General features: G+C 67.5%; 24 protein-coding genes. 3 read left to right on the plus strand and 21 right to left on the minus strand.

Translation table 11 applies throughout. From position 1 onward, the window contains the following. Positions 1-89: 89 nt before the first annotated feature. Positions 90-1,202, plus strand: a complete 1,113-nt coding sequence (gene gbd / locus ACZL02_RS08930; protein ID WP_472937371.1) for a 4-hydroxybutyrate dehydrogenase — start codon at positions 90-92, stop codon at positions 1,200-1,202. A gap of 206 nt (positions 1,203-1,408) precedes the next feature. On the opposite strand, the gene ACZL02_RS08935 is transcribed toward gbd, so the two are convergent. From ACZL02_RS08935 to ACZL02_RS09035, 21 genes are all read right to left on the minus strand, one after another. Further along, the gene (locus ACZL02_RS08935; protein ID WP_472937370.1) at positions 1,409-2,674 is read right to left on the minus strand and encodes an AGE family epimerase/isomerase; all 1,266 of its coding nucleotides are present in this window, start codon (positions 2,672-2,674) and stop codon (positions 1,409-1,411) included. A 126-nt stretch (positions 2,675-2,800) separates the two neighbouring features. After that, the gene (locus ACZL02_RS08940) at positions 2,801-3,892 is read right to left on the minus strand and encodes an ABC transporter ATP-binding protein (protein WP_472937369.1); all 1,092 of its coding nucleotides are present in this window, start codon (positions 3,890-3,892) and stop codon (positions 2,801-2,803) included. An 11-nt stretch (positions 3,893-3,903) separates the two neighbouring features. After that, complete coding sequence (locus ACZL02_RS08945) at positions 3,904-4,743, minus strand: carbohydrate ABC transporter permease (protein ID WP_472937368.1); 840 nt, start codon at positions 4,741-4,743, stop codon at positions 3,904-3,906. 2 nt (positions 4,744-4,745) lie between these two features. Further along, positions 4,746-5,672, minus strand: coding sequence for a carbohydrate ABC transporter permease (locus tag ACZL02_RS08950; protein ID WP_472937367.1), 927 nt, complete (start codon positions 5,670-5,672; stop codon positions 4,746-4,748). A 111-nt stretch (positions 5,673-5,783) separates the two neighbouring features. Next, positions 5,784-7,043, minus strand: coding sequence for an ABC transporter substrate-binding protein (locus ACZL02_RS08955; RefSeq protein WP_472937366.1), 1,260 nt, complete (start codon positions 7,041-7,043; stop codon positions 5,784-5,786). Positions 7,044-7,123: 80 nt separating this feature from the next. Continuing rightward, positions 7,124-8,293, minus strand: a complete 1,170-nt coding sequence (locus ACZL02_RS08960; RefSeq protein WP_472937365.1) for a PLP-dependent transferase — start codon at positions 8,291-8,293, stop codon at positions 7,124-7,126. Continuing rightward, positions 8,290-8,994 (minus strand): FadR/GntR family transcriptional regulator, encoded by a 705-nt coding sequence (locus ACZL02_RS08965; RefSeq protein WP_472937364.1) that lies wholly within the window; start codon positions 8,992-8,994, stop codon positions 8,290-8,292. The genes ACZL02_RS08960 and ACZL02_RS08965 overlap by 4 nt, the downstream gene beginning before the upstream one ends. A 344-nt stretch (positions 8,995-9,338) precedes the next feature. Next, positions 9,339-9,785 (minus strand): DMT family transporter, encoded by a 447-nt coding sequence (locus ACZL02_RS08970; protein WP_472937363.1) that lies wholly within the window; start codon positions 9,783-9,785, stop codon positions 9,339-9,341. Between the two features lie 5 nt (positions 9,786-9,790). Next, positions 9,791-10,849: a maleylacetate reductase gene (locus ACZL02_RS08975; protein WP_472938125.1), complete on the minus strand. Its 1,059-nt coding sequence runs from the start codon at positions 10,847-10,849 to the stop codon at positions 9,791-9,793. Positions 10,850-10,854: 5 nt separating this feature from the next. Further along, a complete protein-coding gene (locus tag ACZL02_RS08980) occupies positions 10,855-11,772 on the minus strand; it encodes an intradiol ring-cleavage dioxygenase (protein WP_472937362.1) in 918 nt (305 codons plus the stop codon). Between the two features lie 60 nt (positions 11,773-11,832). Continuing rightward, a complete protein-coding gene (locus ACZL02_RS08985; RefSeq protein WP_472937361.1) occupies positions 11,833-12,816 on the minus strand; it encodes a zinc-dependent alcohol dehydrogenase in 984 nt (327 codons plus the stop codon). A gap of 30 nt (positions 12,817-12,846) precedes the next feature. Then, a complete protein-coding gene (locus ACZL02_RS08990; RefSeq protein WP_496258421.1) occupies positions 12,847-13,848 on the minus strand; it encodes a Gfo/Idh/MocA family oxidoreductase in 1,002 nt (333 codons plus the stop codon). A 7-nt stretch (positions 13,849-13,855) separates the two neighbouring features. Next, positions 13,856-14,140 carry a YciI family protein gene (locus ACZL02_RS08995; RefSeq protein WP_472937359.1) on the minus strand — a complete coding sequence of 95 codons (285 nt, stop codon included), beginning with the start codon at positions 14,138-14,140 and terminating at the stop codon, positions 13,856-13,858. A gap of 28 nt (positions 14,141-14,168) precedes the next feature. Further along, positions 14,169-14,936, minus strand: coding sequence for an SDR family NAD(P)-dependent oxidoreductase (locus ACZL02_RS09000; RefSeq protein WP_472937358.1), 768 nt, complete (start codon positions 14,934-14,936; stop codon positions 14,169-14,171). Then, the gene (locus tag ACZL02_RS09005) at positions 14,933-16,018 is read right to left on the minus strand and encodes a 2,3-butanediol dehydrogenase (RefSeq protein ID WP_472937357.1); all 1,086 of its coding nucleotides are present in this window, start codon (positions 16,016-16,018) and stop codon (positions 14,933-14,935) included. Before ACZL02_RS09005 ends, ACZL02_RS09000 begins: the two co-directional genes overlap by 4 nt. 30 nt (positions 16,019-16,048) lie before the next feature. Continuing rightward, positions 16,049-16,816, minus strand: coding sequence for an SDR family NAD(P)-dependent oxidoreductase (locus ACZL02_RS09010; RefSeq protein ID WP_472937356.1), 768 nt, complete (start codon positions 16,814-16,816; stop codon positions 16,049-16,051). A gap of 44 nt (positions 16,817-16,860) precedes the next feature. Continuing rightward, positions 16,861-17,649 carry a glucose 1-dehydrogenase gene (locus tag ACZL02_RS09015; RefSeq protein WP_472937355.1) on the minus strand — a complete coding sequence of 263 codons (789 nt, stop codon included), beginning with the start codon at positions 17,647-17,649 and terminating at the stop codon, positions 16,861-16,863. A gap of 27 nt (positions 17,650-17,676) precedes the next feature. Continuing rightward, positions 17,677-18,660, minus strand: coding sequence for an ABC transporter permease (locus tag ACZL02_RS09020; protein ID WP_472937354.1), 984 nt, complete (start codon positions 18,658-18,660; stop codon positions 17,677-17,679). Continuing rightward, the gene (locus ACZL02_RS09025) at positions 18,657-19,625 is read right to left on the minus strand and encodes an ABC transporter permease (protein ID WP_472937353.1); all 969 of its coding nucleotides are present in this window, start codon (positions 19,623-19,625) and stop codon (positions 18,657-18,659) included. The genes ACZL02_RS09020 and ACZL02_RS09025 overlap by 4 nt, the downstream gene beginning before the upstream one ends. 12 nt (positions 19,626-19,637) lie before the next feature. Continuing rightward, complete coding sequence (locus ACZL02_RS09030) at positions 19,638-21,128, minus strand: sugar ABC transporter ATP-binding protein (protein WP_472937352.1); 1,491 nt, start codon at positions 21,126-21,128, stop codon at positions 19,638-19,640. A gap of 95 nt (positions 21,129-21,223) precedes the next feature. Then, entirely contained in the window at positions 21,224-22,360 is a 1,137-nt protein-coding gene (locus ACZL02_RS09035) for an ABC transporter substrate-binding protein (protein WP_472937351.1), read from the minus strand. A 228-nt stretch (positions 22,361-22,588) separates the two neighbouring features. Between ACZL02_RS09035 and ACZL02_RS09040 the strand changes: the two genes are divergently transcribed. Continuing rightward, positions 22,589-23,572 carry an NAD(P)-dependent oxidoreductase gene (locus ACZL02_RS09040; RefSeq protein WP_472937350.1) on the plus strand — a complete coding sequence of 328 codons (984 nt, stop codon included), beginning with the start codon at positions 22,589-22,591 and terminating at the stop codon, positions 23,570-23,572. 49 nt (positions 23,573-23,621) lie between these two features. Continuing rightward, positions 23,622-25,325, plus strand: a complete 1,704-nt coding sequence (locus ACZL02_RS09045) for an extracellular solute-binding protein (protein ID WP_472937349.1) — start codon at positions 23,622-23,624, stop codon at positions 25,323-25,325. Positions 25,326-25,381 lie beyond the last annotated feature (56 nt).

Here is a 25,381-nt window from a genome sequence, read left to right on the forward strand (position 1 = left end):
GGCAGCGCAGACCGATCGAACGCGGCGTCTCCGCTGCCGCGACAGGCTTCCCGCATTTTTTGAAACACCTATACGAAGGCCCGCCATCCATGGCCCTCATCACCTATCTCACCCGCATCGAGTTCGACGAAGGCGCGGTCTCCAAGCTGCCGGCGATCCTCGAAGGTCTCGGCGTGAGGCGGCCGCTGCTCGTCACCGATCGCGGCCTCCTGGCCAGCGGCATGGTCGAGCGCGTCGCAGGGCTCTTCGACGAGCGGCCGACGGTCTTCTCGGAAACGCCGGCCAACCCGACAGAGGCGGCCGTCGATGCCGCCTATGCGCTCTATGGCGCCGAGAGATGCGACGGCATTGTCGGGCTCGGCGGCGGCTCGTCGCTCGATCTGGCGAAGGCGGTACGGCTGCTGACGGGCCATGCGGGCCCCCTCGCGCAGTACACGCTGGTCGAAGGCGGCCTCGGCAAGATCCACGGCCGGATCTGCCCCTTCGTCGCCGTGCCCACCACCTCGGGCACCGGCTCGGAAGTCGGGCGCGCCGCGGTGATCATCACCGCCGAAGGGCGCAAGCTCGGCATCATCAGCCCGCACATGCTGCCCTCGGTCGCGCTGTGCGATCCCGAACTGACCTACGGCCTGCCGCCCTTCCTCACCGCGGCGACCGGCATGGACGCGCTCTCCCACTGCCTCGAGACCTACATGGCGCCGGCGATCAACCCGCCGGCTGACGCCATTGCCATCGACGGCCTGAAGCGCGGCATCGCCGCCATCCGCCAGGCGGTGAAGGACGGCAGCGACCGCAAGGCGCGCTGGGAAATGATGATGTCAGCGCTGGAGGGCGCGATGGCCTTCCAGAAAGGCCTCGGCGCGGTGCACGCGCTGACCCATCCGCTCGGCGCGATCCGCGAGCTGAACCTCCACCACGGCACGCTGAACGCCGTGCTGACCCCTGCCGTGCTGCGCTTCAACCGCCCGGCGATCGGGGACAAATGGAACGTGCTGGCGGATATCCTCGGTGGCGAGCCGGACCAGGTGATGGCCGGGCTGTCGCGCGACATCGGCCTGCCCGCCGGCCTCGACGCGCTCGGCGTCACCGCGGCGATGCGCGAACACGTCTCCGGCGAGGCGCTGAAGGACCATTGCCACTGCACCAATCCGCGCATCCCGACGCAGGCGGAATACCGCGAGCTTCTCGACCAGTCGCGCTAGATCATCCGGCGATCGAGCGAACGGATCCGATCAAGGGAAGATGCCGGGGAAAAGGACAAGATAAATCGCCGGAGGCAAGTCCATCGGCGATTTTCGAGAGACGCGCTCTCGTCTCCCTTCGAGCAATTGCCCGTCGATCCAGGAATCCTGGCGCCTCGCCGAACGCGCGAAGCACCGGACCGGGACAACCTGTCAAGGCTCCACATCTAGAGCCCGAGGGCGCTGATCTCCCCGTACAGCCGCGAGACGCCCGGCGCAAGCGGCAGCAGCGACGCCTGGACGGAGTGGTAGATGTCCGGCTTGCCGTTGAACTGGTGCCCCACGGGCTGTCCGGCCTCGTCGATCTCGGGATACCAGCCGCCGCGGTCATGGTCGATGAAATGGCGGTCCGCGAAGCGCCAGGCCTTGCGGTAGCGGTCCTCGTCGTCCGGCTGCGGCGCCACCTTCATCAGGGCGGCGGCCGCGCCGATGGCCTCGGTCACCGGCCACCAGTAGCGATCGGCGACGAGCGGCTGGCCGTCGCCGGAGACCGTGTAGACGAACCCGCCATCGCCGCGCCAGGCATCGGCGAAGGCCCGCTCGAACAGGGCACGGGCGCGCACGGGGGCATCGTCATCCTGCCGACCTGCCAGATCCCAGTGCTGGAGGACGAGGCGCGACAGCTCGAAGGAATGGCCGGGCGTCGTGCCGGCCGGGCGGAACATCGGATTGCCGCGGTAGTCGGGATCGGGCGTCCAGGCCTCGGTATAGTGCTCGGGCAGCCGGTAGCCGTTGGCCGGCCCGATGCGGCCGACGAAGGTGTCGAGGATACGGCCGGCCCGGTCGAGGAAGCGGCGCTCGCCCGTCGCCTCGAAAGCGGCGAGGAAGGCTTCGGTGCCGTGCATGTTGGCGTTCATGCCGCGGTAGGTCGAAAACGGTTCCCAGTCGCGCATGAACTCGTCGCGGAGAAGGCCGTGCTCCTCGTCCCAGTAGTGCCGGTCGATGATACCGGAGACGTCTGCGAGAAGCCGGTCGGCATCGGGATGGCCCGCCAGCTTGGCGCTCGCCGCCGCCAGGAGGACGAAGACGTGGCCGTAGGCGAGCTTGGTGCCGTCCTCGATCTCGCGCCCTCGGATCGACGCGGCGTAGCCGCCGTGGCGGCTGTCGCGGTGCCCGTGCCAGAGACGGTCGAGGCCGGCATCAATGATCGCCTCGCCCCCCGTCCAACCCGCGGCCTTTCCGAGCGCGTAGGAATGCACCAGCCGGGTCGTCGTGTGGAGTTCCTGCGGGCCGCCGGGGATCGGGCTGCCGTCGATGCCGAGCACGTCGAAGCCGCCATCGGCCCGCAAGGAACGCTCGAAGAACCCGAGCTGGCGGCGGGCATCGGCAATCAGCCAGGCGCGGTGCGTCTCGTCCTGCCGCCAGGCGGTGTCGGCGGTGTCTGGCCCCAGCCGGTCGCCGCTCGGCGACGCCTCGTTCGCGGTGTTCCCCATCCCTGTCTCCCTATGTGCCTTGCACCGGCGCGGAAAGGCGGCGACGCATGATCCTGATCGAACGTCGGCGCCCTCGCCGCGCGGCAGATGCCCCGCAAAGATAGCCGGCACAAGGCGTGACGACGTTCAGTCAAGGCGGCGTCCGGATTTCGAATCGAACAGGTGCAGCTTGCCGGCCGGCAAGGTCATCGTCACCGTGTCGCCGGTTCTCAGGCCGATGCGGCCGAGATGGAAGGCTTTCAGCCCGATATCGCCGAAATGGGCGTGGACGATGGCGCCCATGCCGGTCGGCTCGACCAGTTCCACCGGGCAGACCATGCCGCCCGGGGCCCCGCCACCCGCAACGTCGCCGACGAGGACATGTTCGGGCCGGATGCCGACCGTCAACTCCAGGCCCTCGGCGACCGCCAGCGGCCGCAGCAAGGCGATGCTGGTGCCGGGGCCAAGGTCGATGGCGGCGCCGCCCGCGCCGTCGCTGCGGTAGCGGCCATGGAAGAAGTTCATCGCGGGCGAGCCGATGAAGCCGGCGACGAAGCGGTTGGCCGGACGCTCGTAGAGGTCGAGCGGCGTGCCGATCTGCTGGATATAACCGCCATCCATCGCGACGATCCGGTCGGCCAGCGTCATCGCCTCGATCTGGTCGTGCGTCACGTAGATCGACGTGGCGCCGAGGCGTTGGTGCAGCTTCTTGATCTCGGCGCGCATCTGCTCGCGCAGCCGGGCGTCGAGGTTGGACAGCGGCTCGTCGAACAGGAAGGCCTGCGGCTCGCGCACGATCGCCCGGCCCATCGCCACCCGCTGGCGCTGGCCGCCCGACAGCGCCTTCGGCCGCCGTTCGATCAGCGGCGTCAGGCCGAGAACCTCGGCGGCGTTGGAGACGGCCGCCGCGATCTTCTCCTTGGCGGCTTTGCGCAGCCGCATGCTGTAGCTCATGTTCCCGGCGACGGTCATGTGCGGATAGAGCGCGTAGGACTGGAACACCATGGCCAGGTTCCGGTCCTTCGGCTCGAGGTCGTTGACGCGTTTCCCGGCGATCAGGATATCGCCGGAAGAAACCTCGTCGAGCCCGGCGATCATCCGGAGCAGCGTGGACTTGCCGCAGCCGGACGGGCCGACCAGGACGACGAACTCGCCCTTCTCGATCGACAGGTCGACCGAATGCAGCACGGCGACGGTCCCGAAGGATTTTTGGACGGCGCGGATGTCGATGGCAGCCATGATGGTTCTCCTCAGCCCTTGACCGCGCCGGCCGTCAGGCCCTGCACGAGGAAGCGCTGGATCATGAGGAAGAAGAGGACGGCGGGGATCAGCGCAAGGACGCCGGCGGCCATCATCTGCCCGAAATTGACGCCGAACTTCGAGACGAAGGACAGCAGCCCGACCGGAAACGTGCTGGCGTCGGTCTTCGAGATCAGCATCAGCGCGAACAGAAGCTCACTCCAGGCGGCGGTGAAGACGAAGCCGAGGGTCGCCGCCATGCCGGGCAGCGTCAGCGGCACGATGATCTGGCGAAACGCGGTGAAGCGGCTGGCGCCGTCCATTTGCGCCGCCTCCTCCAACTCCTTCGGAATGGCGTCGAAGAAGGACTGCATCAGGAACACCGCGAAGGGCACGTTGAAGGCGGTGTAGACCACGACGAGGCCGGTCAGGCTGTTGGTGAGGCCGAAGGGCGTCAGCATCTTGAAGATCGGCGCGATCAGCATCACCAGCGGAAACATCTGCGTCACCAGCATCAGGGCGATCAGGAAGAATTTGCCGCGAAAGCGAAAACGCGACATCGCATAGCCGGCACCCGCCGCGATCAGCGTCACCAGCACGGCGGTCGAGAGCGAGACGATCAGGCTGTTGCGGAAGAACAGCGGAAAGCTCGAATGCTGCAGGACGAAGCTGTAGTGCTCGAAGCTCGTGGAGGACGGCCAAAGCCGCACGCCCTCGCTGTAAAGCAGCTTGTTCGGCGTCAGCGAGACCTTCAGCAGCCAGTAGAGCGGGAACAGCGCGAAGGCGATGAAGGCGAGGATCGCCGTGCGGTGGGCGAGCGTGCCGGCGATGCGGCTTGTCCGGGAGGCCATGGTCAGGACCTCGCCAGCAGCGTCTGCCGCAGCACGACCAGCAGCAGCGAATAGATCATCAGGAGTACGAGCAGCACCAGCGCGATCGCCGACGCATAGCCGAAATCGAGCCTGCGGAAGGCGGTGGTGAAGATGTAGCTCGCGACGATCTGCGTCCGGTCGGCCGGGCCGCCATTGGTCATGACCACGATGAGGTCGGCGAAGTTCGCGACCCAGACGGTGCGCAAGAGCACCGCAATGGCGATGGTCGGCGCGAGGAACGGCAAGGTGATCGCCCGGAAGCGCTCAAGCGGGCCGGCGCCGTCGATCGCCGCCGCCTCGTAGATGTCCTTGGGGATCGACTGGAGGGCCGCCAGCAGCGTGATGGCGAAGAACGGGATGCCCCACCAGACATTGGCGATGATCGGCCCCCACATCGCATGATCGGGATCGGCCAGGATGTTCACCGGCTGGTCCATCAGCCCGAGCGCCGTCAGCCAGTGCGGGATCGGCCCGACCACCGGGTTGAACAGCCAGGCCCAGTCGAGGCCGGAGAGGAAGCTCGGCACCGCCCAGGGCAGGAAGACCAGCGCCTGCGCGACGCCGCGGCCGGCGAACGGCACGTTGAGGAGGAGCGCCAGGATCAGCCCGAGCGTGAACTGGAAGAACACCGAGGTCGCCGTCCAGAACACCGTGTTCTCCAGCGCCAGGAAGAAGTCCTGGTCCTTCGCGAGCTTGGCGAAGTGCTGCAGGCCGATGAAGCCGCCGCTGAAAGGATTGAGCAGACGGATGTCCCGGAAGGCGTAGGTGATGCCGATCACCAGCGGCACCAGCATCACCGTGACGATCAGGATCACCGCCGGCGCGGTATAGAGATAGGGCTCCAGCCGGGCACCAAGGCGCCGGCCGGTCGGTCTGTCGGGGCTCACGCCGGGGGATTGGCCGGTCATCACGTCTCTTCGGTTGTCGCGGTCGACGGGAGCCCCCGCGTTTTACGGGCGCTCCTGCGAAGGCACGCGGCGCCTGGCGCCACGTGCCGGGTCAGGGCTTCGAGATCTCGGCTACTGCGCCATCTGCTTCTGCTTGGCGGCGGTCAGATAGTCCGCCCAGGTCTTGGCGAGGTCCTCGGGCGTCGTCGCGCCGAGCAGCGCTTCCTGGCTGGTCTTGATCACCAGCGAGTCCTTGAAGAAGGCGAATTCCTCGAGGTCGGTCGGCATCATCGTCGGCACGACGTTCGGATCCGACAGCTCCTCGAACCAGCCCTTGAACTTCTCCTGCGCGTAGAACGGATCTTGCTCTGCTGCCTTGTGCACCGGCAGCGCGCCGGTGCGCTTGTTCCAGGCGATGTTGCCCTCCGGGCCTTCCAGCGTCTCGATCAGCTTCCAGGCGAGGTCCTTGTTGGCGCTGGCCGAGAACATCGACCAGCCGGCATAGCCAATCGTCGGGAAGGTCTTGCCGGACGGGCCCTTCGGCATCGGCGCGACGCCGTATTCCTCGGCCGAAAGGTGCTCGTCGATCGAGATGAGCGCGTCGGGATCCTGGTCGAGCATGGCGCAGGTGCCGGAATAGAAGCCCGCGACGATCTCGTTGAAGCCCCAGTTGATCGAATCCTTCGGGGCATAGCCCTTCTTGTAAAAATCTGTGAGGTAGGTCAGCCCCTTCACCCAGCCCGGCTCGGCGAAGGTCGAGGTGCCGTCTTCCTTGAAGAAGCTGTTGTCGCCATTGGCGATGGCGCCGAACATCACCCAGCCGTTCAGTCCGCCCGGCCCGCCTCGCAGGCAATAGGCCGATTTGCCCGGCAGCTTCGAGATCTTCTCGGCGGCCGCGGTGAATTCGTCGAGCGTTGCCGGCGGCGCCTCGACACCGGCCTCCTTGAACAGCTTCTTGTTGTAGAACATGGCGCGCAGATAGAAGCCGTAGGGCAGCGTGTAGGCGGTGTTGTCGACGGCACGGCCGAACTGCAGCGCGCGCTCGTTGAGGCCTGCGGTGTACTGCCAGTCCTTCAGGTAGGGCTCGAGATTCTCCAGCGCGCCGTTCTTGGCATAGAGCGCGAGCCAGGTGTCGGGCATCTCGACGACATCCGGCGTCTCCCCGGCCGAGACCATGGTCGCGAACTTCTCGAAAGCCTCGCCCCAGGGCAGCGAGGTGATCTCGACGGTGGTGCCGGGATTGGCGGCCTCGAAGATCTTCACCAGACCCTGCAGCGTCTCGGTGCGCTCGGGGCTGGTGATGACTTCGGTGAGCTTCAGCACCGTCTGCGCCTGGCCCACGCCAATGAGGCAAGTGGAGAGGAAAGTCGCCGTCAGGAGTATCTTGAGCATTGCGTCATCCTTCTTGTCTGGCCGGTCTCATGCCGGGCACGGGTTGATCTGGTCGCAGGCAGAAAGCGGCGCTCCGGGCCTCAGAGCGTCGCGTGGTCTATGGCGGCGGCAAGGTCGCGCCAGAGCGTTTCGGCGCCCTCCAGCCCGACATGCAGCCGCACGGAATTCTCATGGATGCCGAAGGCGACGGCGGAGTTCGGCGCGGCCGCCTGCGCCCGCACCACCCTCCCCGGCACGACCAGGCTTTCGTGCCCGCCCCAGCTGACGCCGAGGCTGAACACCGACAGCCGGTCGCTGAACGCCGGGATGTCGATCCCGTCCTTGAAGATGAAAGAGAACAGGCCGGACGTGCCGGTAAGGCCTGTCGGCAGGCTGTTGGCGAGACCCGGATGCTGCACCGATTCCACCGCGGGATGGGCGAGCAGCCGCCGCGCCAGATCGAGCGCCGCGCTCTCGTGCGCCTTCATGCGGATCGGCAAGGTGCGCAGGCCGCGGATCAGGAGCCAGGCGTCGAAGGGCGACAGCTTGCCGCCGAGATAGGGCAGCGTCGCCGAGCGGATCTGGCCGATATGCGCCGCCGAACCCGCAACGACGCCCGCCACCACGTCGGAATGGCCGCCGAGATATTTCGAGGCCGAGTGCAGGACGATGTCGACGCCGAGGGCGAGCGGGTTCTGGAAGATCGGCGAGGCCCAGGAATTGTCGATGACGGTCATCACGCCATGGGCACGGGCGATCGACGCCAGTGCGCCGACGTCGTGCACGTCCATCACCCAGCTGGTCGGGCTCTCCATGTAGAACAGCTTTGCGCCGGGCATCGCCGCGGCCACCGCCGCCTCGTCGCGCCCGTCGACATAGGTCACCTCGATCCGCAGGCGCTTCAGCAGCGTCTCGAACAGGCGGTAGGCGTCGGGATAGACATGCCGCACGCAGACGATGCGCTCGCCCGGCTCGACGAAGGTCAGGACGGTCGAGGAAATCGCTGCCATGCCGCTGGCAAAACCCAGCGCGTCCTCGGCGCCCTCGAGCGCGGCAATCTTCTCCTCGAAGATGCGCACCGTCGGGTTGAGCCCGCGCGAATAGGTGGGACGGACCTTCAGGCCGCGATAGGTCTCCTCCATGTCCTGGTAAGAGGAGAAGGTGAAGAGCGAGGTCTGGACGATTGGCGGAACCACCGCCTCGTAGGGGTTCGCCTCGTCGTGCGCGACGATGAAGGCAGCATCGGCGGCGGAAAAGGCGCCATCGTTCATAGGGACATGTCCTTGATATCCTCCTCGACGATGTCGAGGATCGCGAGCGTCTTCTCCCGCGCGAGCAGAGGGTTGCCGCCGGCGATCGCCTCGAACAGCTCGCGGTGGAAGGGAAAGGACCGGCGCGCGAAATCCGGCCGGTCGAAGGGTTTTGCGAAGAAGTGCTCGAAGGCTTCGCGCATCTGTTCCAGCAGCTGTCGGAACATCGGATTGTGCGTGGCGTCATAGATCGAGAGGTGGAAGGCGAGGTCCTCGCGGCCGGCCGTCCCCTTCTCCAGATGCACCCGCTCCATCTCCTCGAGCTTCGCACCGAGATCGGAAATGTCGTCCGCACCGGCGCGTTTGGCCGCGAGCATGCTGGCCTCGACCTCCAGCCCGCGGCGCACGTCCAGCGTCTGCAGCAGCGCGTCGCGCTGGTGGAGCGCATCGAAGGACAGCGGCATGTGGATGGTCGACGGCGAGACGACGCGCAGCAGGAAGGAGCCGCTCCCCTTGCGCGTCTCGGCAATGCCCAGCGCCTGGAGATAGCGCATCGCCTCGCGGGCGGTGGAGCGACCGATGCCGAGCGCCTCCATGATCTCGCGCTCGGTCGGCAACCGGTCGCCCGCCCCGAGCCCGGACTTCGCGATGAAGTCGGCAAACGCCGACACGACGTCCTTGACCCGGTCGGACCGCGGCAGCCGGGAGAGATTGTTCAGCACGGCACCCCTCCCCATCGCCAAAGTTGTCTGACATCTGACGTCTGTTAGCCCGATGTGTCAAGGCTTCGGAATGATCGGGGGTTTGCGTCAGCGAAAGCACGCGAGGAGACGAGGATAACAATGACGACCCTAGGCAGCGCGGGCAGACGCGAGCCAATCGGGCTATGGGAATGGCGACAGGGTACTCGGGGAACGGTTCGACGGGATCGGTAGTGAAACCGGCGGGGATGTCAGGGCGCAGCTGCTGGCATCAAGCGCGATGGCACCAGGTCCGCCGGTATGCAATTCCGATCGCTGGCCGGGATGCACCATTCATCGCTGTCGCCGCGGAAATCCCTTCGCGCCTATCCGCGCACGATGAGGAAGGCTCCGAGGAGCACGGCACCGACGCCGGCGAGACGCGGCAGGGAGATCGCGTGCCGGGTGATGCCGAGGACCGCAAAGTGATCGAGCAGCACCGCGGCGACGAGCTGCCCGAGGATGAACAGGACGACGACGCCGGCGCTGCCGAGCTGCGGCAAGGCGAACAGCACGCAGCTGAGGATGATCGCCCCACAGGCGCCGCCGACCAGCAGAGGATAAGGCGCGATGGCACCGAGATCGCGCAGGGAAGGCAGCGGAACCTGGCGGACGAGGCAGACCGCCAGCAGGATAACGGCCGCGACGCTCATCGAGATCAGCGCCGAGGGCAGCGTCCCGATCGATCGGGCGATGGCGGTGTTGTAGACCGCCTGCGTCGCCTGCGCCATTCCGGCCAGAACCGCCGCCGCCAGCGCCCATGCAATGCCCATCGCTGTCAGGGCCGCCTGCCGGCAAAAGCGTCGGCCATCAGTTTTCGCAGCGGCGCCTGGTCGAGCGCTGCGGGGTTCCAGTAGGGCTTGTCGAGAACGATGCCCGGCACCTCCTCCACCGCTTTTTCCGGCAGGCCGAGGTCGCGCAGCGCCATGCTGGCACCGAGCCCGGCTGCAAGATCGAACAGTGCGCCCGCCGGGTCCTCGGTCACGAGCGCCCGGCGGAGCGCTGCCATCGCATCCGGCGCGGACGCTGCATTGTAGGCGAGCGCGTGCGGCAGCACGGCGGTGTGCGTCTCGGCGTGCGGCAGGCCATACGTGCCGCCGAGCGTGTGGCAGATCTTGTGGTGAAGGGCCATGCCGACCGAGCCGAGGCAGACGCCGCAGAGCCACGCGCCGAACAGGGCCTCAGTCCGCGCCGCCCTGTCCGCCGGATCGGCATGGATCGCCGGTAGAGCAGAGGCCAGCGCTGCGACACCCCGCTCGGCCATCATCGAGACGATCGGATTGGCATCGCGGGCATAGAGCGCCTCCACCGCATGGGCGATGGCATTGATGCCGGAGGTGACCGACATCGCCACCGGCAGCGACAGCGTCAGGTCGACGTCGTAGATCACCACTTCCGGCAGGATCCGCGGATCCGAGCGCGTCACCTTGCGGCCACCTTCCGTCTCGCCGAGGATCGGCGTCATCTCCGATCCGGCATAGGTGGTGGGAGCGACGATCTGCGGCAGATCGGTGCGGAAGGCGATGGCCTTGGCGAGGCCCGTGGTCGAGCCACCGCCGACCGCGACGAGCCCGTCGATACGGCGCTCGGCGACGACCGCCATCGCAGCTTCCGTCACCTCGACCGGCGTGTGCATGCGAGCACCAGCGAACACACCCGCGGCGCGGTCGCCGATCAGTGCGGCGATGCGCGTCGCGTCGGCCTGCTGGTCGGGCGTTGCCAACACCAACACCCGCGTCAGCCCGAGCCGTTCGACCTCTTCCGGCAGGCGGGCGATGGTGCCGGAGCCGAACACTACGCGGCCGGGATTGGCGTTGTAGACGAAGCCCTTGGCCAGATCGCTCATGCCGATTGCTCCGGAGCCTTGCGACCGGACGCCAGCACGAAGGTCCAGTCGACCGACGTGAACGGATTGGGAAACCCAAGTGTTTCCGCCCGCCCTGGGTCGTCGACGGTCTGGAAGTCGGCGATGAGGTCGGCCTTCACGCCGAACACCGCGTCCGAATGCAGATAGGGGCAATCCGGCGTGAACAGGTGCGTGGTCACCGTCTCGTAGCCGGGCGCGGCGACGATGAAATGGATGTGGGCCGGCCGGTAGGGATGGCGGCCGAGCTTCTCCAGCAGTTGCCCGACGGGCCCGTCGGCGGGGATCGGATAGAACTTCGGCTTCACCGAGCGGAACCAGAACCTGCCGTCCGCATCGGCGGTGAACAGGCCGCGGAGGTTCATGTCCGGCTGCACGCCCTGCTGCTGGACGTCGTAGAAGCCCTCGTCGTTGGCCTGCCAGACGTCGAGCGTCGCGCCGGGGATCGCCTTGCCGTCGGTATCGACGACGCGGCCGGACACCAGCAGCTTCTCGCCCTTCCCGTCGAGGCAGATATCGGCGCCGCTCTCGTAGCGTGGCACGTCGGAAACGTGGAACGGCCCGAGCACCGTGCTCTCGGTGGCGCCGCTCGGCTTGCGGTTGTCGATCGCGTCGACCAGCATCGAGACGCCGAGAATGTCCGAGAGCAGGATCCACTCCTGACGCCAGTCGCTGGTGATGTGGCCGGTGGCGGTGAGGAACTCGATCACCCGCATCCACTCGGCATTGCTCGGCTCGATTTCCTTGACGAAGGCGTGCAGGTGCCGGGTCGCCGCGGCCATCACCGTCTTCAGGCGCTCGCTCTCGGCACCGCTGTTTCTAGCGATGACGACCTCGGCCGAGGTCTCCTCGGTGAAATAGCCATCGGCGGCGAGATGGCTCGGGGCGTTCGACATGAGAGGTCCTTTCAATTCATCGGGCCGACGCGGAATGGCCGCGTCGGCGGGGGTCGTGGCTCAGGCCGCGAGCAGCGTCACCTTGATGCAGGCGGTCGGGTCGCCGCCGAGCTTGAACGCCTCGATGGCGTCCGACAGGGCGAATTCATGGGTCTGAATCGGCGAGAGGTCGAGGCCGGTGCGCTCCAGGAAACGGATCGCCGCCGGCCAGACGCCGGGTGAGCCGATGCAGCCCTTGACCGCGAGGTTCTTCATCTGGATCAGGCCGAGATTGACCGGCACCTTGCGGCCGATGCTGATGCCGACCATCGCCACCCTTCCGTTCTCGCGGGCGAACTCGAACGTGTTGGCGAGCGAGGCGTCGTGCCCGGAGGCTTCGATCACGAGGTCGGCGCCATGGCCGGAGGTCAGCTCCATCACCCGCTCGACCGCGCCCCCCGCCGAGGGATCGACCACTGCGTCGGCCCCCAGCTGCAGCGCGACGTCGCGGCGCTGGGCGATGGGGTCGACGACGATCACGCGGGCGCCCATGCCGATGGCGGCCGCCGCCGAGACGAGGCCGATCGTGCCGCCGCCGGAGACGACGACGGTCTGGCTGGCATCGGTGCCGCCGGCGTTCAGCACGGCGTAAAAGCCGCAGGTGAACGGCTCGATCAGCGAGGCCTTCTTGTCGTCGACGCCGTCCGGCAGCTTGTGCAGCCATTCCGGATTGACGTTGAAGAATTCGCGGTCGGCGCCATTCAGCGAGAAGCCGAAATGGTGCAGCCGCTCGGGAGTCCGCACCACGCACTCGCCGACGACGCGGTCGCCGACGGCGAAATCCTTCACCGCCGAGCCGACCTCGACGATCTCACCCGCCCATTCGTGGCCGGGCGTGACGGGATAGGAGATCGGGATGATGTAGCGTCCGCCCAGCAATTCATAGTCGGAATGGCAGATGCCGACGGCGCGGGTCTTCACCAGCACTTCGGTCGGCGCGATGCCGGGCATGGCGACGTCGGCCATCACCGGCTTGTCAGGGGCTTCGAAGATCAGGGCTTTCATGACGTTCCTCTCGCTCGCTTCCGAGCTGTTTCAGCCGACCGCCTCGACACCGCCGGTCGCTGCGGAGCGGACGATGGCCTCGAGCAGGGCGATGTTGGCGATCATCTCCGCCCCGGTGATCGGATACGGCGAGACACCCCTCACCGCCTCGGCGAAGGCGCGCAAATTGTCGCGCACCGGCTCGGCCGCGCCGACTTCCTCGACAGTGATCGGGGTGCCGGTGAAGGCCGAGGTGACCACCCAGCCGCTCGGCGCCTCGACATGGGTCTTGTCGCGTACCTCGATCCAGCCCTTGGTGCCGAACACCGCGAAGCGCGAGACGAACGGCGTGGCGAGCGTCGCCGAGACGTAGGCGGTGCCGCCTCCGGCAAAGCGGACATGCGCGCTCATCGTGTCGCCTTGCGGGATCTCCGAGGCGAGATTCTCGCAGGAGACCCTGACGTCGCTGGCCGGTCCCATCAGTTTCACCGCGAGGTCGGTGAGGTGGATGCCGGTGGCGGTCATGCCGCCGGCCGGGGCTTCCGCCGCCTTCAGCCGCCAGTTGTCCGGCGCGAGCGACAGGAACTTGTCATGGCTGAAGTTCGCCTCGATCTGCAGCAGCCGGCCGAGCGTGCCGTCCGCCGCCGCGGCGAGGATGGCGGCGATCGGCGGCTCGAAGCGGCGCTCGTGCCCCATGCCGAGGACGAGCCCGGCGGCATCGCACAACGCGACGGCGTGCTCGGCGCCCGCCTTCGTCAGGGCCAACGGCTTTTCGCAGAAGACGTGCTTACCGGCCGCGACGGCTGCCGCGATCTGTTCGGCATGCAGCGAATGCGGCGTGGCGAGGATCACCGCCTCCACCGCCGGATCGGCGAGCGCCGTCTCGAGGTCGGCCGAGAAGGCGATGCCGAAGCCGGCCGCGAACTCGGCACCCGACGGGTCGGGATCGACGGCGCGGACCAGCGCGATGCCGGCATTGCCGCCGGCCATCAGCGTGGTCATCTTGCGGCCCCACCAGCCGAGGCCGACGATGGCGGTCTTGACGGGTTCCATACCCATCTCAGCGGTTGTCCATGCGCTTCAGGAACGGATGGATCTCCACCCGCTCCCAGATGCCGGCCTTGGCGAACGGGTCGGCGGCATTGAACGCGACGACGGCTTCCTTGCTGTCGGCCTCGATGAGGAACAGCGAGCCGATCATGGTCTCGCCATCCTCGGCCAGCAGCGGGCCGGAGATGACGATCTTCACGGGGGCGCTGCCGAGATACGCCTTGTGGGCGTCGTAGTGGTCGAGCCGGTCCTGGACGGCGCCGGCGCGGTCGAGGCAGTGGACGATGACATGCATAAAACAATCCAATCGTAGAGGGTGAAGTTCAGGCGGAGTAGCCGCCGTCGACCATCAGCAGTTGCCCGGTGATGCCGCTGGCGGCGTCGGAGAGGAGAAAGCCGACGGCTGCGGCGATCTCGCGCGGCTCGATGAGCCGGCCGACCGGCTGGTCCTCCAGCCACTGCGCCATGACGGCGGGCTGCGTCCTGCCGACCTCGGCCAGCATGGCGGTATCGGTGTAGCCAGGGCCGACGGCGTTGACCCGCACGCCCTGGCGCGCCCATTCGACGCCGAGGACCTTGCACATGTGGGTGACGGCCGCCTTCGAGACGTCGTAGCCGACATGCAGCTCGGGCCGCACCGCGCGAACGCCGGCGATAGAGGACGTGACGACGATGGCCCCGCTCCCCCGCTCCAGCATGCCGGCCGCAAAGGCCCGCACGGTCCAGAACGCGCCATCGAGGTTGACCGACATCACCTTCCGCCAGTCGGCGTCCGTGTGGTCGGCGCCGGCCCGCTCGTAGGACATCCCGGCATTCGCGAAGAGCCCGTCGACGCGCCCGTGGCGGGCGAGGATCTCATCGCGGCCGGCATCGACGGACGCGCTGTCGGCGACGTCGAAGGTCACGGCATCGGCCTTGCCGCCGCCGGCGACGATCTCTTCGGCGACGTATGCGACGCTGTCGTCGCGGTCGGCGACGACGACGGTGGCGCCAAGGCCGGCGAGATAGCCAGCCGTCGCGCGCCCGATGCCGCCGGCCGCCCCAGTCACCAGCACCACCCGGTCGTCCAGGCGGAGCGCGGCCGGCGTCATGCCGCCGTCCCGGCCATCTGCACCAGGATCTTCATGTTGCTGCCGGTCGGGTCGAGCAGCGCCTCGAAGCCCTTCTCGACCACATCCTCGGGCGCGATGGTCGCGGTGACGATCTTCTCGACCGGAAAACTGCCGGACGAGATCATCTCGGCGATCCGCGGCCAGATCGACGTCGGATAGCACCAGGTCGCTTCGACCGTGATGTCCTTCAGCGCCCAAAGCATGGCGTCGATCGAGGCCGGCTTGGTGTGGAGGCCGACCTGCACCACGGTGCCGCGCCGGCGCACGGCTTCGGCGCAGAGGTTCAGCGAGGCTTCCGCCCCGACGCATTCCAGCGCTACGTCGACGCCGACGCCGTCCTCCGTCGCCGCGCGGATGCGGTCGAGGATGTCGGTATCCGAGCGGGGGTCGAACACCACGGCTTCGGGCACCAGGCGCTGGGCCAGCGCCCGCCGGTTGGGATTGGGCTCGGAAACGAAGATCGCCTTGGCGCCGGCCGCCTTCACCGCCAGTAGCACCAGGGCGCCGATCGGCCCGATGCCGGAGACCAGCACCGACGAGCCCGCCTCGACGCCGCCGCGGTCGACGCCGTAGAGCGCCACGGCCGCCGGCTCGATCATCGCGGCCTGCACGTCGGAGACGCCGTCCGGGACCTTGAAGACGTTGTAGTCGTTGACCACCGCCTGCTCGCCGAGCCCGCCCCACGCCCAGGAAAGCCCGACGCAGGCCATCTGCTCGCTGAGATGGTAGAGCCCGCGGCGGCCGTAATAGTCGTCCCGCGGCGAGACCAGCGGCTGGATCGATACTCGATCGCCGGGCACGACGTTGGTGACGGCACTGCCGACCTTGGTCACCACGGCCGAGAACTCATGACCGAGGATCTGCGGCAGCACCGCGCCGGAATAGACGTGCGGCTCGACCGGCGTGACGATCGGGCCCGCGACGTACTCGTGCAGGTCCGTGCCGCAGATGCCGCAAACCAGCGGCTCGACCAGCACCTGGTCGGCGGCGAGTTCGCCGGAGGGCGCCGGGACGTCGTCGAGCCGGATATCGCGGCGGGTGTAGTAACGGATGGCTTTCATGACTGTCTCCCTTGGGGTCGGCGGGCGAGGCTACTGGGCGGTGTAGCCGCCATCGCAAACGAGGCTGGAACCGGTGACGAAGCGGGCTTCGTCCGAGGCGAGGAAGAGGACGCAGTTGGCGACGTCGATCGGTTCGCCGAGCGTCAGCGGATGCTTCTGCGACATCATCTCGATGTAGTGGTCGACGCCGCCCGGATAGGTCTCGCCGGCCTTCATGAACAGCGGCGTCTTGGTCGAGCCAGGATGCACGGCGTTCACGCGGATGCCGTAGGGCGCGTAGCAGACGGCGTCGGTGCGGGTCATCGACAGCACCGCGCCCTTGGTCGCGTGGTAGGGCGGCAGGTCGTCATTGCCGATCAGCCCGTAGATAGACGAGAAGTTGACGATCGAGCCGCGCCGGGCCGCCATCATCGGGCCGAGCGCATGCTTGGTGCAGAGGAACACGCCGCGCACGTTGACGGCGAAGATCTTGTCCCAATCGGCGACGTCGACCGCGTGCGCCAGCTTGTTGACGCCGGTGATCGCGGCGTTGTTGACGAGGATGTCGAGCTTGCCCCAGGCGGCCACGACCGCTGAGATGGCAGCCGCCACTTCGGCCTCCTGCGAGACGTCGCAGCGGTAGAACTCGGCGGTGCCGCCTGCCTCTCTGATCGCGTCGACGGTCTGCCGCCCGGCCGCCTCGCCGACGTCGAACACGGCGACGCGGGCGCCCTCCTCGGCAAAGCGCAGGCAGGTGGCCTCGCCGATGCCGGTGCTGCCGCCGGTGACCACCGCCACCTTGTCGTTCAATCGTGCCATGTCGGTTCTCTCATGCTGGTGCTGGGCAAAAGTCGGCCGCGGGGTCAGGTGAGGACCATGCCGCCGTCGATCATGATGGTCTGGCCGGTGATGTAGTCGGACGCCGAAGAGGCGAGGAAAGCCGTGGTGCCGGTGATGTCGGCAGGCAGCGAGGGCCGTCCGAGCAGGATGTTCTCGGCGAACGCGTTGATCGCCTGCTGCGGCGTCTCGGTCAGTCCGTGCTGCATGAACTCGCGGTCGAGCTGCTGCCAGAGCTCGGTCGCGACGACGCCCGGTGCGAAGGCGTTGACGGTGATGCGGTGCTCTGCCAGCGCCCGGGCGGCCGCCTGCGTCAGCGCGACGACCGCGAACTTCGAGGCGCAGTAGTGCGCGAACAGCGGATAGCCCTGCTTGCCGGCGATCGAGGCGGTGTTGACGATCTTGCCGCCCTGCCCTTGCGCGATCATCTTCCGCGCCGCCTCCTGCGTGCCGATCAGGACCCCGCGGCCGTTCACCGCCATGATCCGGTCGAAGTCCGCCTCCGTCACGTCCATGAACGGGCAGGTCTGGCTGATGCCGGCATTGTTGAAGAAGACGTCGAGCCGGCCGAAAGCCGCCACGGTCTGCTCGACTAAAGCGCGGGTGCTGGCGCGGTCGGCGACGTCCACGGCAACGCCGATCGCCTCGCCGCCGCTTGCTGCTATCGACGCCGCGACCGCCGAGGCGCTAGCCTCGTCGAGATCGGCGACCACCGTTCGTGCGCCCTTCCCTGCGAGATCTCGGGCGATCGCCTCGCCGATGCCGCGACCGGCGCCGGTGATGACGACGACCTTGCCGTTGATGCTGTCGGTCATGTTCTTCCTTCCGGGTCTCGTCAGGGATCAGCGCGAGCGGGCGACGTAGAAGCTCGCGGCGACGATGATCACGACGCCCTTCATGATGATCTGCATCTGCACGGGCAGGCCGAGCATGACGACGAGGTTCGAGATCGCGACGAGGATCGCCGCCCCGGTCAGCGCGCCGGCGACGGTGCCGCGGCCGCCGGACAGAGCGACGCCGCCGACCACCGCCGCGACGATCGAGTCCAGCTCGAAGCCGCGTCCGACGAAGTTGTCGACGACGCCGACGAAGCCCGCGAGAACGAGGCCGGCGATGGCGGCCAGCACGCCGCTGACGACGTAGCCGATCATCGTCACGGCGCCCGCGCGGATGCCGACGAGATGCGCCGTGACCGGGTTGCCGCCGGTAATGTAGACGCGGCGACCGAACCCTGTGAGGTGCAGCGCGACCGCGGCCAAGGCGGCGACGACGATCAGGAAGACGACATTGTACGGGATGCCGTTGAACGTGCCGGCACCGATGATGCGGAAGAACGGCGGGACGTTGCCGGACGGCGCGCCTTGCGTCCACGCGAAGCGGATGCCCTGCAGGACGATCATCGTGGCGAGCGTCGCGAGAAACGGCGAGACGTTGCGCTTGGTGACGAGGAAGCCGTTGACCAGCCCCACCGCCGCGCCGATCGCGATGGCGACGGCGAAGATGCCGGGCACGTCGGTGTTCAAGCCGGAGAAGGCGGTGGCCGTGACGGCAGCGGTCGCCATCACCGAGGCGATGGACAGGTCGAGGCCGCGGACGAGGATCACGAAGGTCTGGCCGATGACCACGATGCCGAGCGGCACGAACTGCATCAGCATGTTCGAGAGGTTCGACGACGACATGAAGCCGGGCGCTGCGACCGCCCCGACCACCACGACGGCGATGAGGAAGATCAGCATGCCGTAGCGCGATGCGGCGGCACCTATCGGGCCAGTTGCAGCCGCGGCGGCGGAAGGCCTCTGGAGGGTCATGGGTGCGACCTTGCTCATGCCAGCCCTCGCTTCTTTTCGACGTAGACCGAGACGGCCAGGATGATCACGACGCCCTGCACCACGAGCTGGTAGTGGCTGGAAATATCGAGGAAGTTCAGCATGTTGTTCAGCAGCGAGACGAGGTAGACACCGAGCAGCGTGCCGATCACCCCACCGCGCCCGCCCGCCAGCATGGTGCCGCCGACCACCACCGGGGTGATCGAGGCGAGCGTGTAGTTGGCGCCGGTATAGGGCTGGCCGACGTTGAAGCGGCTGACGAGGTAGACCGCGGTCAGCGCGGCGAAGAAGCCGGAGGCGGCATAAACGCCGACGATGATCCGGCGCCGGGGCAGGCCCATCAGGTCGGCCGCGTGCGGGTCGTCGCCGACGGCATAGATGCGGCGGCCGGTGCGGGTGTTGTTGAGGAGGAACGACACCAGCAGGAACAGCGCCAGCGCGACGGTCGCGCCGATCGAGATGCCACCCGCAAACGTGCCGTAGGCGAAGGTGTCGAAGTTGAGCGGCACCTTGCCGACCGGGCCGAGGCCGTAGAGCAGCGCGATGCCCTGGATGATCGCGCCGGTGCCGAGCGTAACGATCAGCGGGTGCACGCCGGTGAAGACGATGGTCGCGCCGTTGACCGCGCCGATCATCGCGCCAAGCAGCAGCACGCCGGCGATGACGGGAATCACCATGTCGGCCTGGCCGTTGATCAGCCCCGAGGTCAGCATCGACAGGAGGCTGATGATCGAGCCGACGGAGAGGTCGATGCCGCCGGTGAGGATCGTCAGCGTCTGGCCGAGGCTGACCAGCGCCAGCCCGGTCGACTGCTCGTAGACGTTCATGATGTTGCCGATGGTGGCAAACCGGTCGGACACCGTGGCGCCGATGGCGAACAGCAGGATCAGCAGGCCGATCACCACCAGCAGGCCGATGCGGCTGCCGGACAGGAAGCGGGCGACGGTGACGGGACGCGTGGTCATGGACACTTCTCCTCAGCCCGCCAGGCGGCGGGTTGCGAGTTCGATCACGGCGGATTCGTCGATCGCCTCGCCGACGAGCTCGCCGGTGATCACGCCCTCCCGCATCACCAGCACGCGTTCCGACATGCCGACGATCTCCGGCAGCTCCGACGAGATCATCAGGATGGCGATGCCGCGGTCGGCCAGCTCGTGCATGATCCGGTAGATCTCGGTCTTGGCGCCGACATCGACGCCGCGCGTCGGCTCGTCGAGGATAAGCAGCCGGGTCGAGGTGCGGGCCCAGCGCGCGACGATCACCTTCTGCTGGTTGCCGCCGGACATCACCGCGACCGGCGTGCCCGGCCCCCGGCAGGCGACCCTGAACGAGGCGATCTCGGCGCTGGCCACCGCGCGCTCCTTCCTGTGGTCGAACAGGCCGCCGCGGTTGAAGTCGCTGAGGGTCGACGCCGAGATGTTGGCGGCCACGTCCAGCAGCATGGCGAGGCCCTGTCCCTTGCGGTCCTCGGTGACGAGGCCGATGCCGAGGTCGATCGCCTTGCGCGGCGTCATGTTGGCGACCGCGCGGCCATCGGCATGGAGACTGCCGGCCTGCATCGGGATCGCGCCGAACATCGCCAGCGCCAGTTCCGACCGGCCGGAGCCGACCATGCCGGCCAGCCCGGTGATCTCCCCGGCCCGCAGCGCGATCGACGCGCCGTTGACCCGCCCGGCAACGCGGACGTCGCGCGCCTCGAACACCACCGGGCGGTCCGCCTTCGAGGGCCGGCGGGCGGGAAACAGCTCGGTCAGGTCGCGGCCGACCATCAGGGCGATCAGTTCGTCGCGCGTCACCCCCTCGATCGGGCGGGTGGCGACGAAGGCCCCGTCCTTCAGCACCGTGACGCGGTTGCACAGCGCGAAAATCTCTTCCAGCCGGTGCGAGATGTAGACGATGGCGACCCCCTGGTCGCGCAGCCGGCGCAGGCGCTCGAACAGCACGTCCACTTCCGGGCCCGAGATGACCGCGGTCGGCTCGTCGAGGATCAGCAGTTTGACGTCGTGCACCAGCGCCTTGGCGATCTCGACCATCTGCTGGTCGGCGACCGAAAGGTCCCGCACCAGCGAGCGCGGATCGATGTCGATGCCGAAGCGCTCCAGCAGTTCCAGCGCATCGCGGCGGGTGCGGCGGTGGTCGAGCAGGCCCAGCCGGTTGCGCCGCTCATGGCCGATGAAGATGTTCTCGGCGACGCTGAGATGCGGGAAGAGCACGAACTCCTGGTAGATCACGTGGACGCCGCAGCGCTTGGCATCGCCCGGGCCGCTCCAGACCACCGGCTTGCCGTCGAAGCCAATCGTCCCCGCATCCGGCTGATGGACACCGGCGATGACGCGGGTCAGCGTCGACTTGCCCGCGCCGTTCTCGCCGACCAGCGCGTGGATCTCGCCCGCCGCGACGTCGAAGCCGACATTGCTCAGCGCCTGAACGCCGGGAAAACCCTTGGATATGCCTTCGAGGGACAGCATTGCGCGCCTCCTGTCTTTCCGGAAAAAGTCTGGCCGGAGAAGTCCGGTAAAATCCCGGAGGAAGGGGCAGGTCCCTGCGACCCGCCCCCTTCGGATCAGCGGGGGTAGTCGACGCTGTAGGTGGTCGGGTTGTAGCCGGGACCCATGCCGCCGGTGACCAGCATGTCGGCGGGGCCTTCCGGCACCACGGCCTCGGAGATCGGCATGTCGCGCCGGATCGAGGGGGTCTCGTCGCCGTCGGTGACGGCGATCTGCGAGTTGATCGTGTAGATGCAGGGGACCGGCGCGCCTTCGAGCACCTTCAGCGCAACCTCGACGCTGACGCCGCCCATCGCCGGCGGATAGCCGATCTCCAGCATCGGCACCTTGTACTTCAGCGCCATCTGCAGCGGTCCGTTGACGTCGGACGTCGTGTGCGGCGGGATCTCGCCGGGCTTGTAGCCGGCCTCGAGGAACGCCTCGATCGAGCCCGGCGTCTGCAAGCCGTGCGCCGACCAGACGGCGTTGATCTGCTTGCCGTACTTGGCGATCGCCGCCTGCATCACTTGCTTTCCCTTCACCGGGCTCCAGTCGGAGTAGACGGTGTCGAGGATCTTGATGTCGGGATGCTGGTTGAACACCTGCATGGCGGCGCGGGTGCGAACCTCGTTCGGGCTGGAGCCCGCCTGGCCGGCGAGCATGATGACGTTGCCCTTGCCGTTCAGCTTCTCGACGATCCACTGGGCGAACAGGCGGCCCATCATGGTGTCGGACGCGGTGACGAAGCTGACGAAATTGTCGGAGGCGATGCGGCGGTCGACCATGACGACCGGGATGCCGCGCTCCATGGCGCGGGTAATCGCCGGATCGAGGGCCTGCTCGGTGTTGGCGCTGACGAGGAGGATGTCGACCTGGCGCGAGATCAGGTCCTGGATGTCGGCGACCTGCTTGGCGTCGTCATGGCCGGCATCGGTGATGATCAGCTGCTTGATCTTGTCCTTGTGGTCGGCGGCCGCCTTCATCACCGAGTGCTGCATGACCACGCGCCAGCTGTCGCCAAGGCCGGCGTTCGAGAAGCCGATCACGTAGGGACCGTCCTTCTTGTACTGCGTCGTGTCCTTGAAGCAGACGTCCTGCGAGGGGTTGAACAGGAAGGTCCGCGGGGCGCCCGTATAGGGGCCGGCATAGACCGTGTTGGCCGCGCCCAGGATCGTCAGGGCACTCAGCAAAAAACCTCTAAGTTTCAATCGCATGATCAGCTCCTCCCAAAGCAGTTGAAATAACCGGGAAGAGAATACAGATCCTCATGCACTGCCTCGAATGCTGCAGTGCAACAATACTTTCAGGATCCGGCTTTATTCCTCCCAAGGGCCTCCAGACGACCCTGATCGAAGGTTAGGGAGACGGCGCAGGCGAAACAAAGCTTGTTTTATCCAAAATGGATATCGTTGTTATCCAAAACCGGCGGACGCTTGTTACAGATGGAAGCGCCCTGGGCCCGCGGAAAGACCGGCTCCGGGGCGCGCCATCTGGAGGAACTCGTCATGAAGACTACCGCGCCCCGCGTCGGCTGGATCGGAATCGGGAAGATGGGCCGGCCGATGAGCCGCCGCGTCCTGAAGGCCGGCATGAAGCTCACGGTCTACGAGCCGCTGGTGCAGAACCGCGCCAGCGTCGTCGCAGAAGGCGCGGATGTCGCGGATTCCATTCCGGATCTCGTCGCCGCCTCGGACGTGATCGTGCTGACCATCCCGAACGATGCGGTGCTTGCCAGCCTCGCCTTCGGCCCGACCGGGCTGGTCACCGCGATGGGACCAGGGCAGACGCTGATCGAGATGAGCACGGTGTCGCCGACGATCTCGGCGCGGATCCAGGACGGGCTGTCGGAGCGCGACGTCGCCTATCTCCGGGCGCCGGTCTCCGGCAGCACGGCGACCGCCTCGAGCGGGCAACTCTCGGTCGTCGTCTCTGGCCCCAAGGAGGCCTACGACCACGCCTTGCCGATCTTCGAGTGCTTCTCGGCCCGCCAGTTCCATGTCGGCACCGGCGAGGAGGCGCGCTACCTGAAGCTCGTCCTCAATGCCCTGGTGGGGGCGACGTCCGCTCTCCTCGGCGAGGCGCTGACGCTCGGCCGCAAGGGCGGGCTGGACCTGCCGACGATGCTGGATGTGATCGGCCAGAGCGCCGTCGCCTCGCCGCTCATCGCCTACAAGCGCGAGCTTCTGGTCTCGCGCAACTTCGACCCCGCCTTTTCGGTCGAACAGATGATGAAGGACTTCGACCTCATCCTCGACGCCGCCCGCAAGGACCACGTGCCGATGTCGCTGATCGCCCTCATTCGCCAGCAATACGAGGCGGCGTACTCCAACGGCCTTGCGGACCAGGACTTCTTCGTGCTGATCGAGCAGTTCGAGCGGCAGGCTGGCCTTGCGGCAGAGCCGATCGAAGAGCCGCAGACCGCCTGACGGTTCCCGTGGGGCGGCAGGAAGCCGGGCCGGGCCAGAGGTCGATGAGTTGAACGAGTACGAGATCCTCCGCGTCATCGAGTTTCTGGAGCAGACGCGCACGCCGTTCCGCGAGACGATGGCGCTGGCCGACGACGAGCCGGTGTGGAAGGTCACGACCTTCCTGATCACCTCGGAGATCCGCGGCCAGACCGTGACCATCTCGATGCTCGCCCAGGTCACCGGCATCCCCTATGCGACGGCGATGCGGCTGATCAACCGGATGATCGACAGCGGAGCGATCCTGCGGGTGGCCCGCGGACGGGCGGGGAAAAGCCATTCGCTGCACGCCAGCGAGGAGATGCGCCGGAACTTCGAGCGCTACGCGCGCTCCATCAAGGCGCTGATCGCCCGCACCATGGGCCTGCGCAGCCTCGGCGAGGACGAGGAGCAGTACTATTTCGGCGGGACGCCGCTCGGCGCGCAGCCTGTGCCGCCGCCGCGGCTGATCGAGCGCCGGGCCAATTCGGCGCTCGACATCCGCTTTCTCCTCAACGACGACAACTACTTCTCCGCGATGCGCAACATGTGGGTCGACCTGCGCAGCAATCTTGCCGCCAGCCGGGATTTCAACCTCCTGCGCCTGCCCGACCTCTACACCGAGGTCCTGGCCAATGCCGAGCGCCCGATCTCGCGCTACGACGTGGTGACGATCAACATGCCCTGGGTCGGCGAATTCGCCGAAAAGGGCCTGCTGCGGCCGCTGGATGGCCTGATCAAGGCGGGGACGATCGATCTCTCCGACTTCCACCCGGCCGTCCAGTCGACCGCCGAGTGGCGCGGGCGGACCTATGGCGTGCCGATCTACTGCACCATCGGCATCCTCGCCGCGCGGCGCGACCTGTTCGAGGAGCGCAATCTCGGCTTCCCCAAGAGCTTCGACGAGGTGATCGACACCGGGCGCCGGTTTCACGCCCCGCAGGAAGGGCGCTTCGGCGCCGTCTGGGATGGCGCGCCCGGCATGCCGATCGCCTCGAGCTTCCTGTTCTTCCTCGGCGCCTGCGGCAGTCCGCCGATCTCGCTAAGACCGAGCGCACAAGGCTTCACCTCGGAGGGCGTCGACCTCGGCAGTCTCGTCTCCCTCGTCGATTCCGATGCCGGGCGCGCCGCACTCGACTTCATGAGGCGGCTGCTGGAGATTTCGCCGCCGAACGCGCTGAGCCTTGCCTGGGACCAGAACCTGTCGCTGTTCCTGTCCGGCCGCGCGTCGCTCGCCTATTGCTGGACGATGCGCGCCGCCCGCATGGAATACGACGTGCAGTCGGTGGTGAAGCGCAAGGTCGAGTATTTGCCGCAGCCGGCCGGTCCGGGCGGCGGGCGCGCCTCGCCGATCGGCGGCTTCATCCTCGGCATTCCCGCCAACCTGCCGGAGGACCGCGTGGAGATCGCGGCGGAGGCGATCGCCTGGATGACATCGAAGGACTCGATCCGGGCGCATGTGCGCAACGGTTTTCCGATCGCGCCGCGCTTCTCGACCAGCGCCGACCCGGAGGCGGCAGCCGGCTCGCCGATCGTCCGCTTCGTCGACGGCCTGGTGAAGCGCCATCTGCTGACGACCTGGCAGCGCCCGAACATTCCTTGCTACACCCAGATCGAACGCGCCCTCGCCCGCGAGATCCACGCCGCGCTCTCCGGCACGAAGCCGGCCGACGAGGCACTGAAAACGGCGAGCGGCGAGATCGACGCTATCCTGCGGGCGCAAGCGCCACACTAGGACGTCCTGCGGGTAGACTGACCCGATCGCCGAATGCTCGTAGAGCGATCCTCAAG

This window comes from Mesocryomonas fontinalis, assembly GCF_055730125.2.

Bases quoted from the DNA above. Each gene is read 5' to 3' on its own strand.
- gbd (WP_472937371.1), top strand. From the start codon at position 90: ATGGCCCTCATCACCTATCTCACCCGCATCGAGTTCGACGAAGGCGCG.
- ACZL02_RS08935 (WP_472937370.1), bottom strand. From the start codon at position 2,674: ATGGGGAACACCGCGAACGAGGCGTCGCCGAGCGGCGACCGGCTGGGG.
- ACZL02_RS09030 (WP_472937352.1), bottom strand. From the start codon at position 21,128: ATGCTGTCCCTCGAAGGCATATCCAAGGGTTTTCCCGGCGTTCAGGCG.
- ACZL02_RS09005 (WP_472937357.1), bottom strand. From the start codon at position 16,018: ATGAAAGCCATCCGTTACTACACCCGCCGCGATATCCGGCTCGACGAC.
- ACZL02_RS09020 (WP_472937354.1), bottom strand. From the start codon at position 18,660: ATGAGCAAGGTCGCACCCATGACCCTCCAGAGGCCTTCCGCCGCCGCG.
- ACZL02_RS08950 (WP_472937367.1), bottom strand. From the start codon at position 5,672: ATGACCGGCCAATCCCCCGGCGTGAGCCCCGACAGACCGACCGGCCGG.
- ACZL02_RS09040 (WP_472937350.1), top strand. From the start codon at position 22,589: ATGGAAGCGCCCTGGGCCCGCGGAAAGACCGGCTCCGGGGCGCGCCAT.
- ACZL02_RS08985 (WP_472937361.1), bottom strand. From the start codon at position 12,816: ATGAAAGCCCTGATCTTCGAAGCCCCTGACAAGCCGGTGATGGCCGAC.
- ACZL02_RS09015 (WP_472937355.1), bottom strand. From the start codon at position 17,649: ATGACCGACAGCATCAACGGCAAGGTCGTCGTCATCACCGGCGCCGGT.
- ACZL02_RS08960 (WP_472937365.1), bottom strand. From the start codon at position 8,293: ATGAACGATGGCGCCTTTTCCGCCGCCGATGCTGCCTTCATCGTCGCG.
- ACZL02_RS08970 (WP_472937363.1), bottom strand. From the start codon at position 9,785: ATGGGCATTGCATGGGCGCTGGCGGCGGCGGTTCTGGCCGGAATGGCG.
- ACZL02_RS08990 (WP_496258421.1), bottom strand. From the start codon at position 13,848: ATGGAACCCGTCAAGACCGCCATCGTCGGCCTCGGCTGGTGGGGCCGC.
- ACZL02_RS09000 (WP_472937358.1), bottom strand. From the start codon at position 14,936: ATGACGCCGGCCGCGCTCCGCCTGGACGACCGGGTGGTGCTGGTGACT.
- ACZL02_RS09035 (WP_472937351.1), bottom strand. From the start codon at position 22,360: ATGCGATTGAAACTTAGAGGTTTTTTGCTGAGTGCCCTGACGATCCTG.
- ACZL02_RS08945 (WP_472937368.1), bottom strand. From the start codon at position 4,743: ATGGCCTCCCGGACAAGCCGCATCGCCGGCACGCTCGCCCACCGCACG.
- ACZL02_RS09010 (WP_472937356.1), bottom strand. From the start codon at position 16,816: ATGGCACGATTGAACGACAAGGTGGCGGTGGTCACCGGCGGCAGCACC.
- ACZL02_RS08940 (WP_472937369.1), bottom strand. From the start codon at position 3,892: ATGGCTGCCATCGACATCCGCGCCGTCCAAAAATCCTTCGGGACCGTC.
- ACZL02_RS08955 (WP_472937366.1), bottom strand. From the start codon at position 7,043: ATGCTCAAGATACTCCTGACGGCGACTTTCCTCTCCACTTGCCTCATT.
- ACZL02_RS09025 (WP_472937353.1), bottom strand. From the start codon at position 19,625: ATGACCACGCGTCCCGTCACCGTCGCCCGCTTCCTGTCCGGCAGCCGC.
- ACZL02_RS08995 (WP_472937359.1), bottom strand. From the start codon at position 14,140: ATGCATGTCATCGTCCACTGCCTCGACCGCGCCGGCGCCGTCCAGGAC.
- ACZL02_RS08980 (WP_472937362.1), bottom strand. From the start codon at position 11,772: ATGTCGAACGCCCCGAGCCATCTCGCCGCCGATGGCTATTTCACCGAG.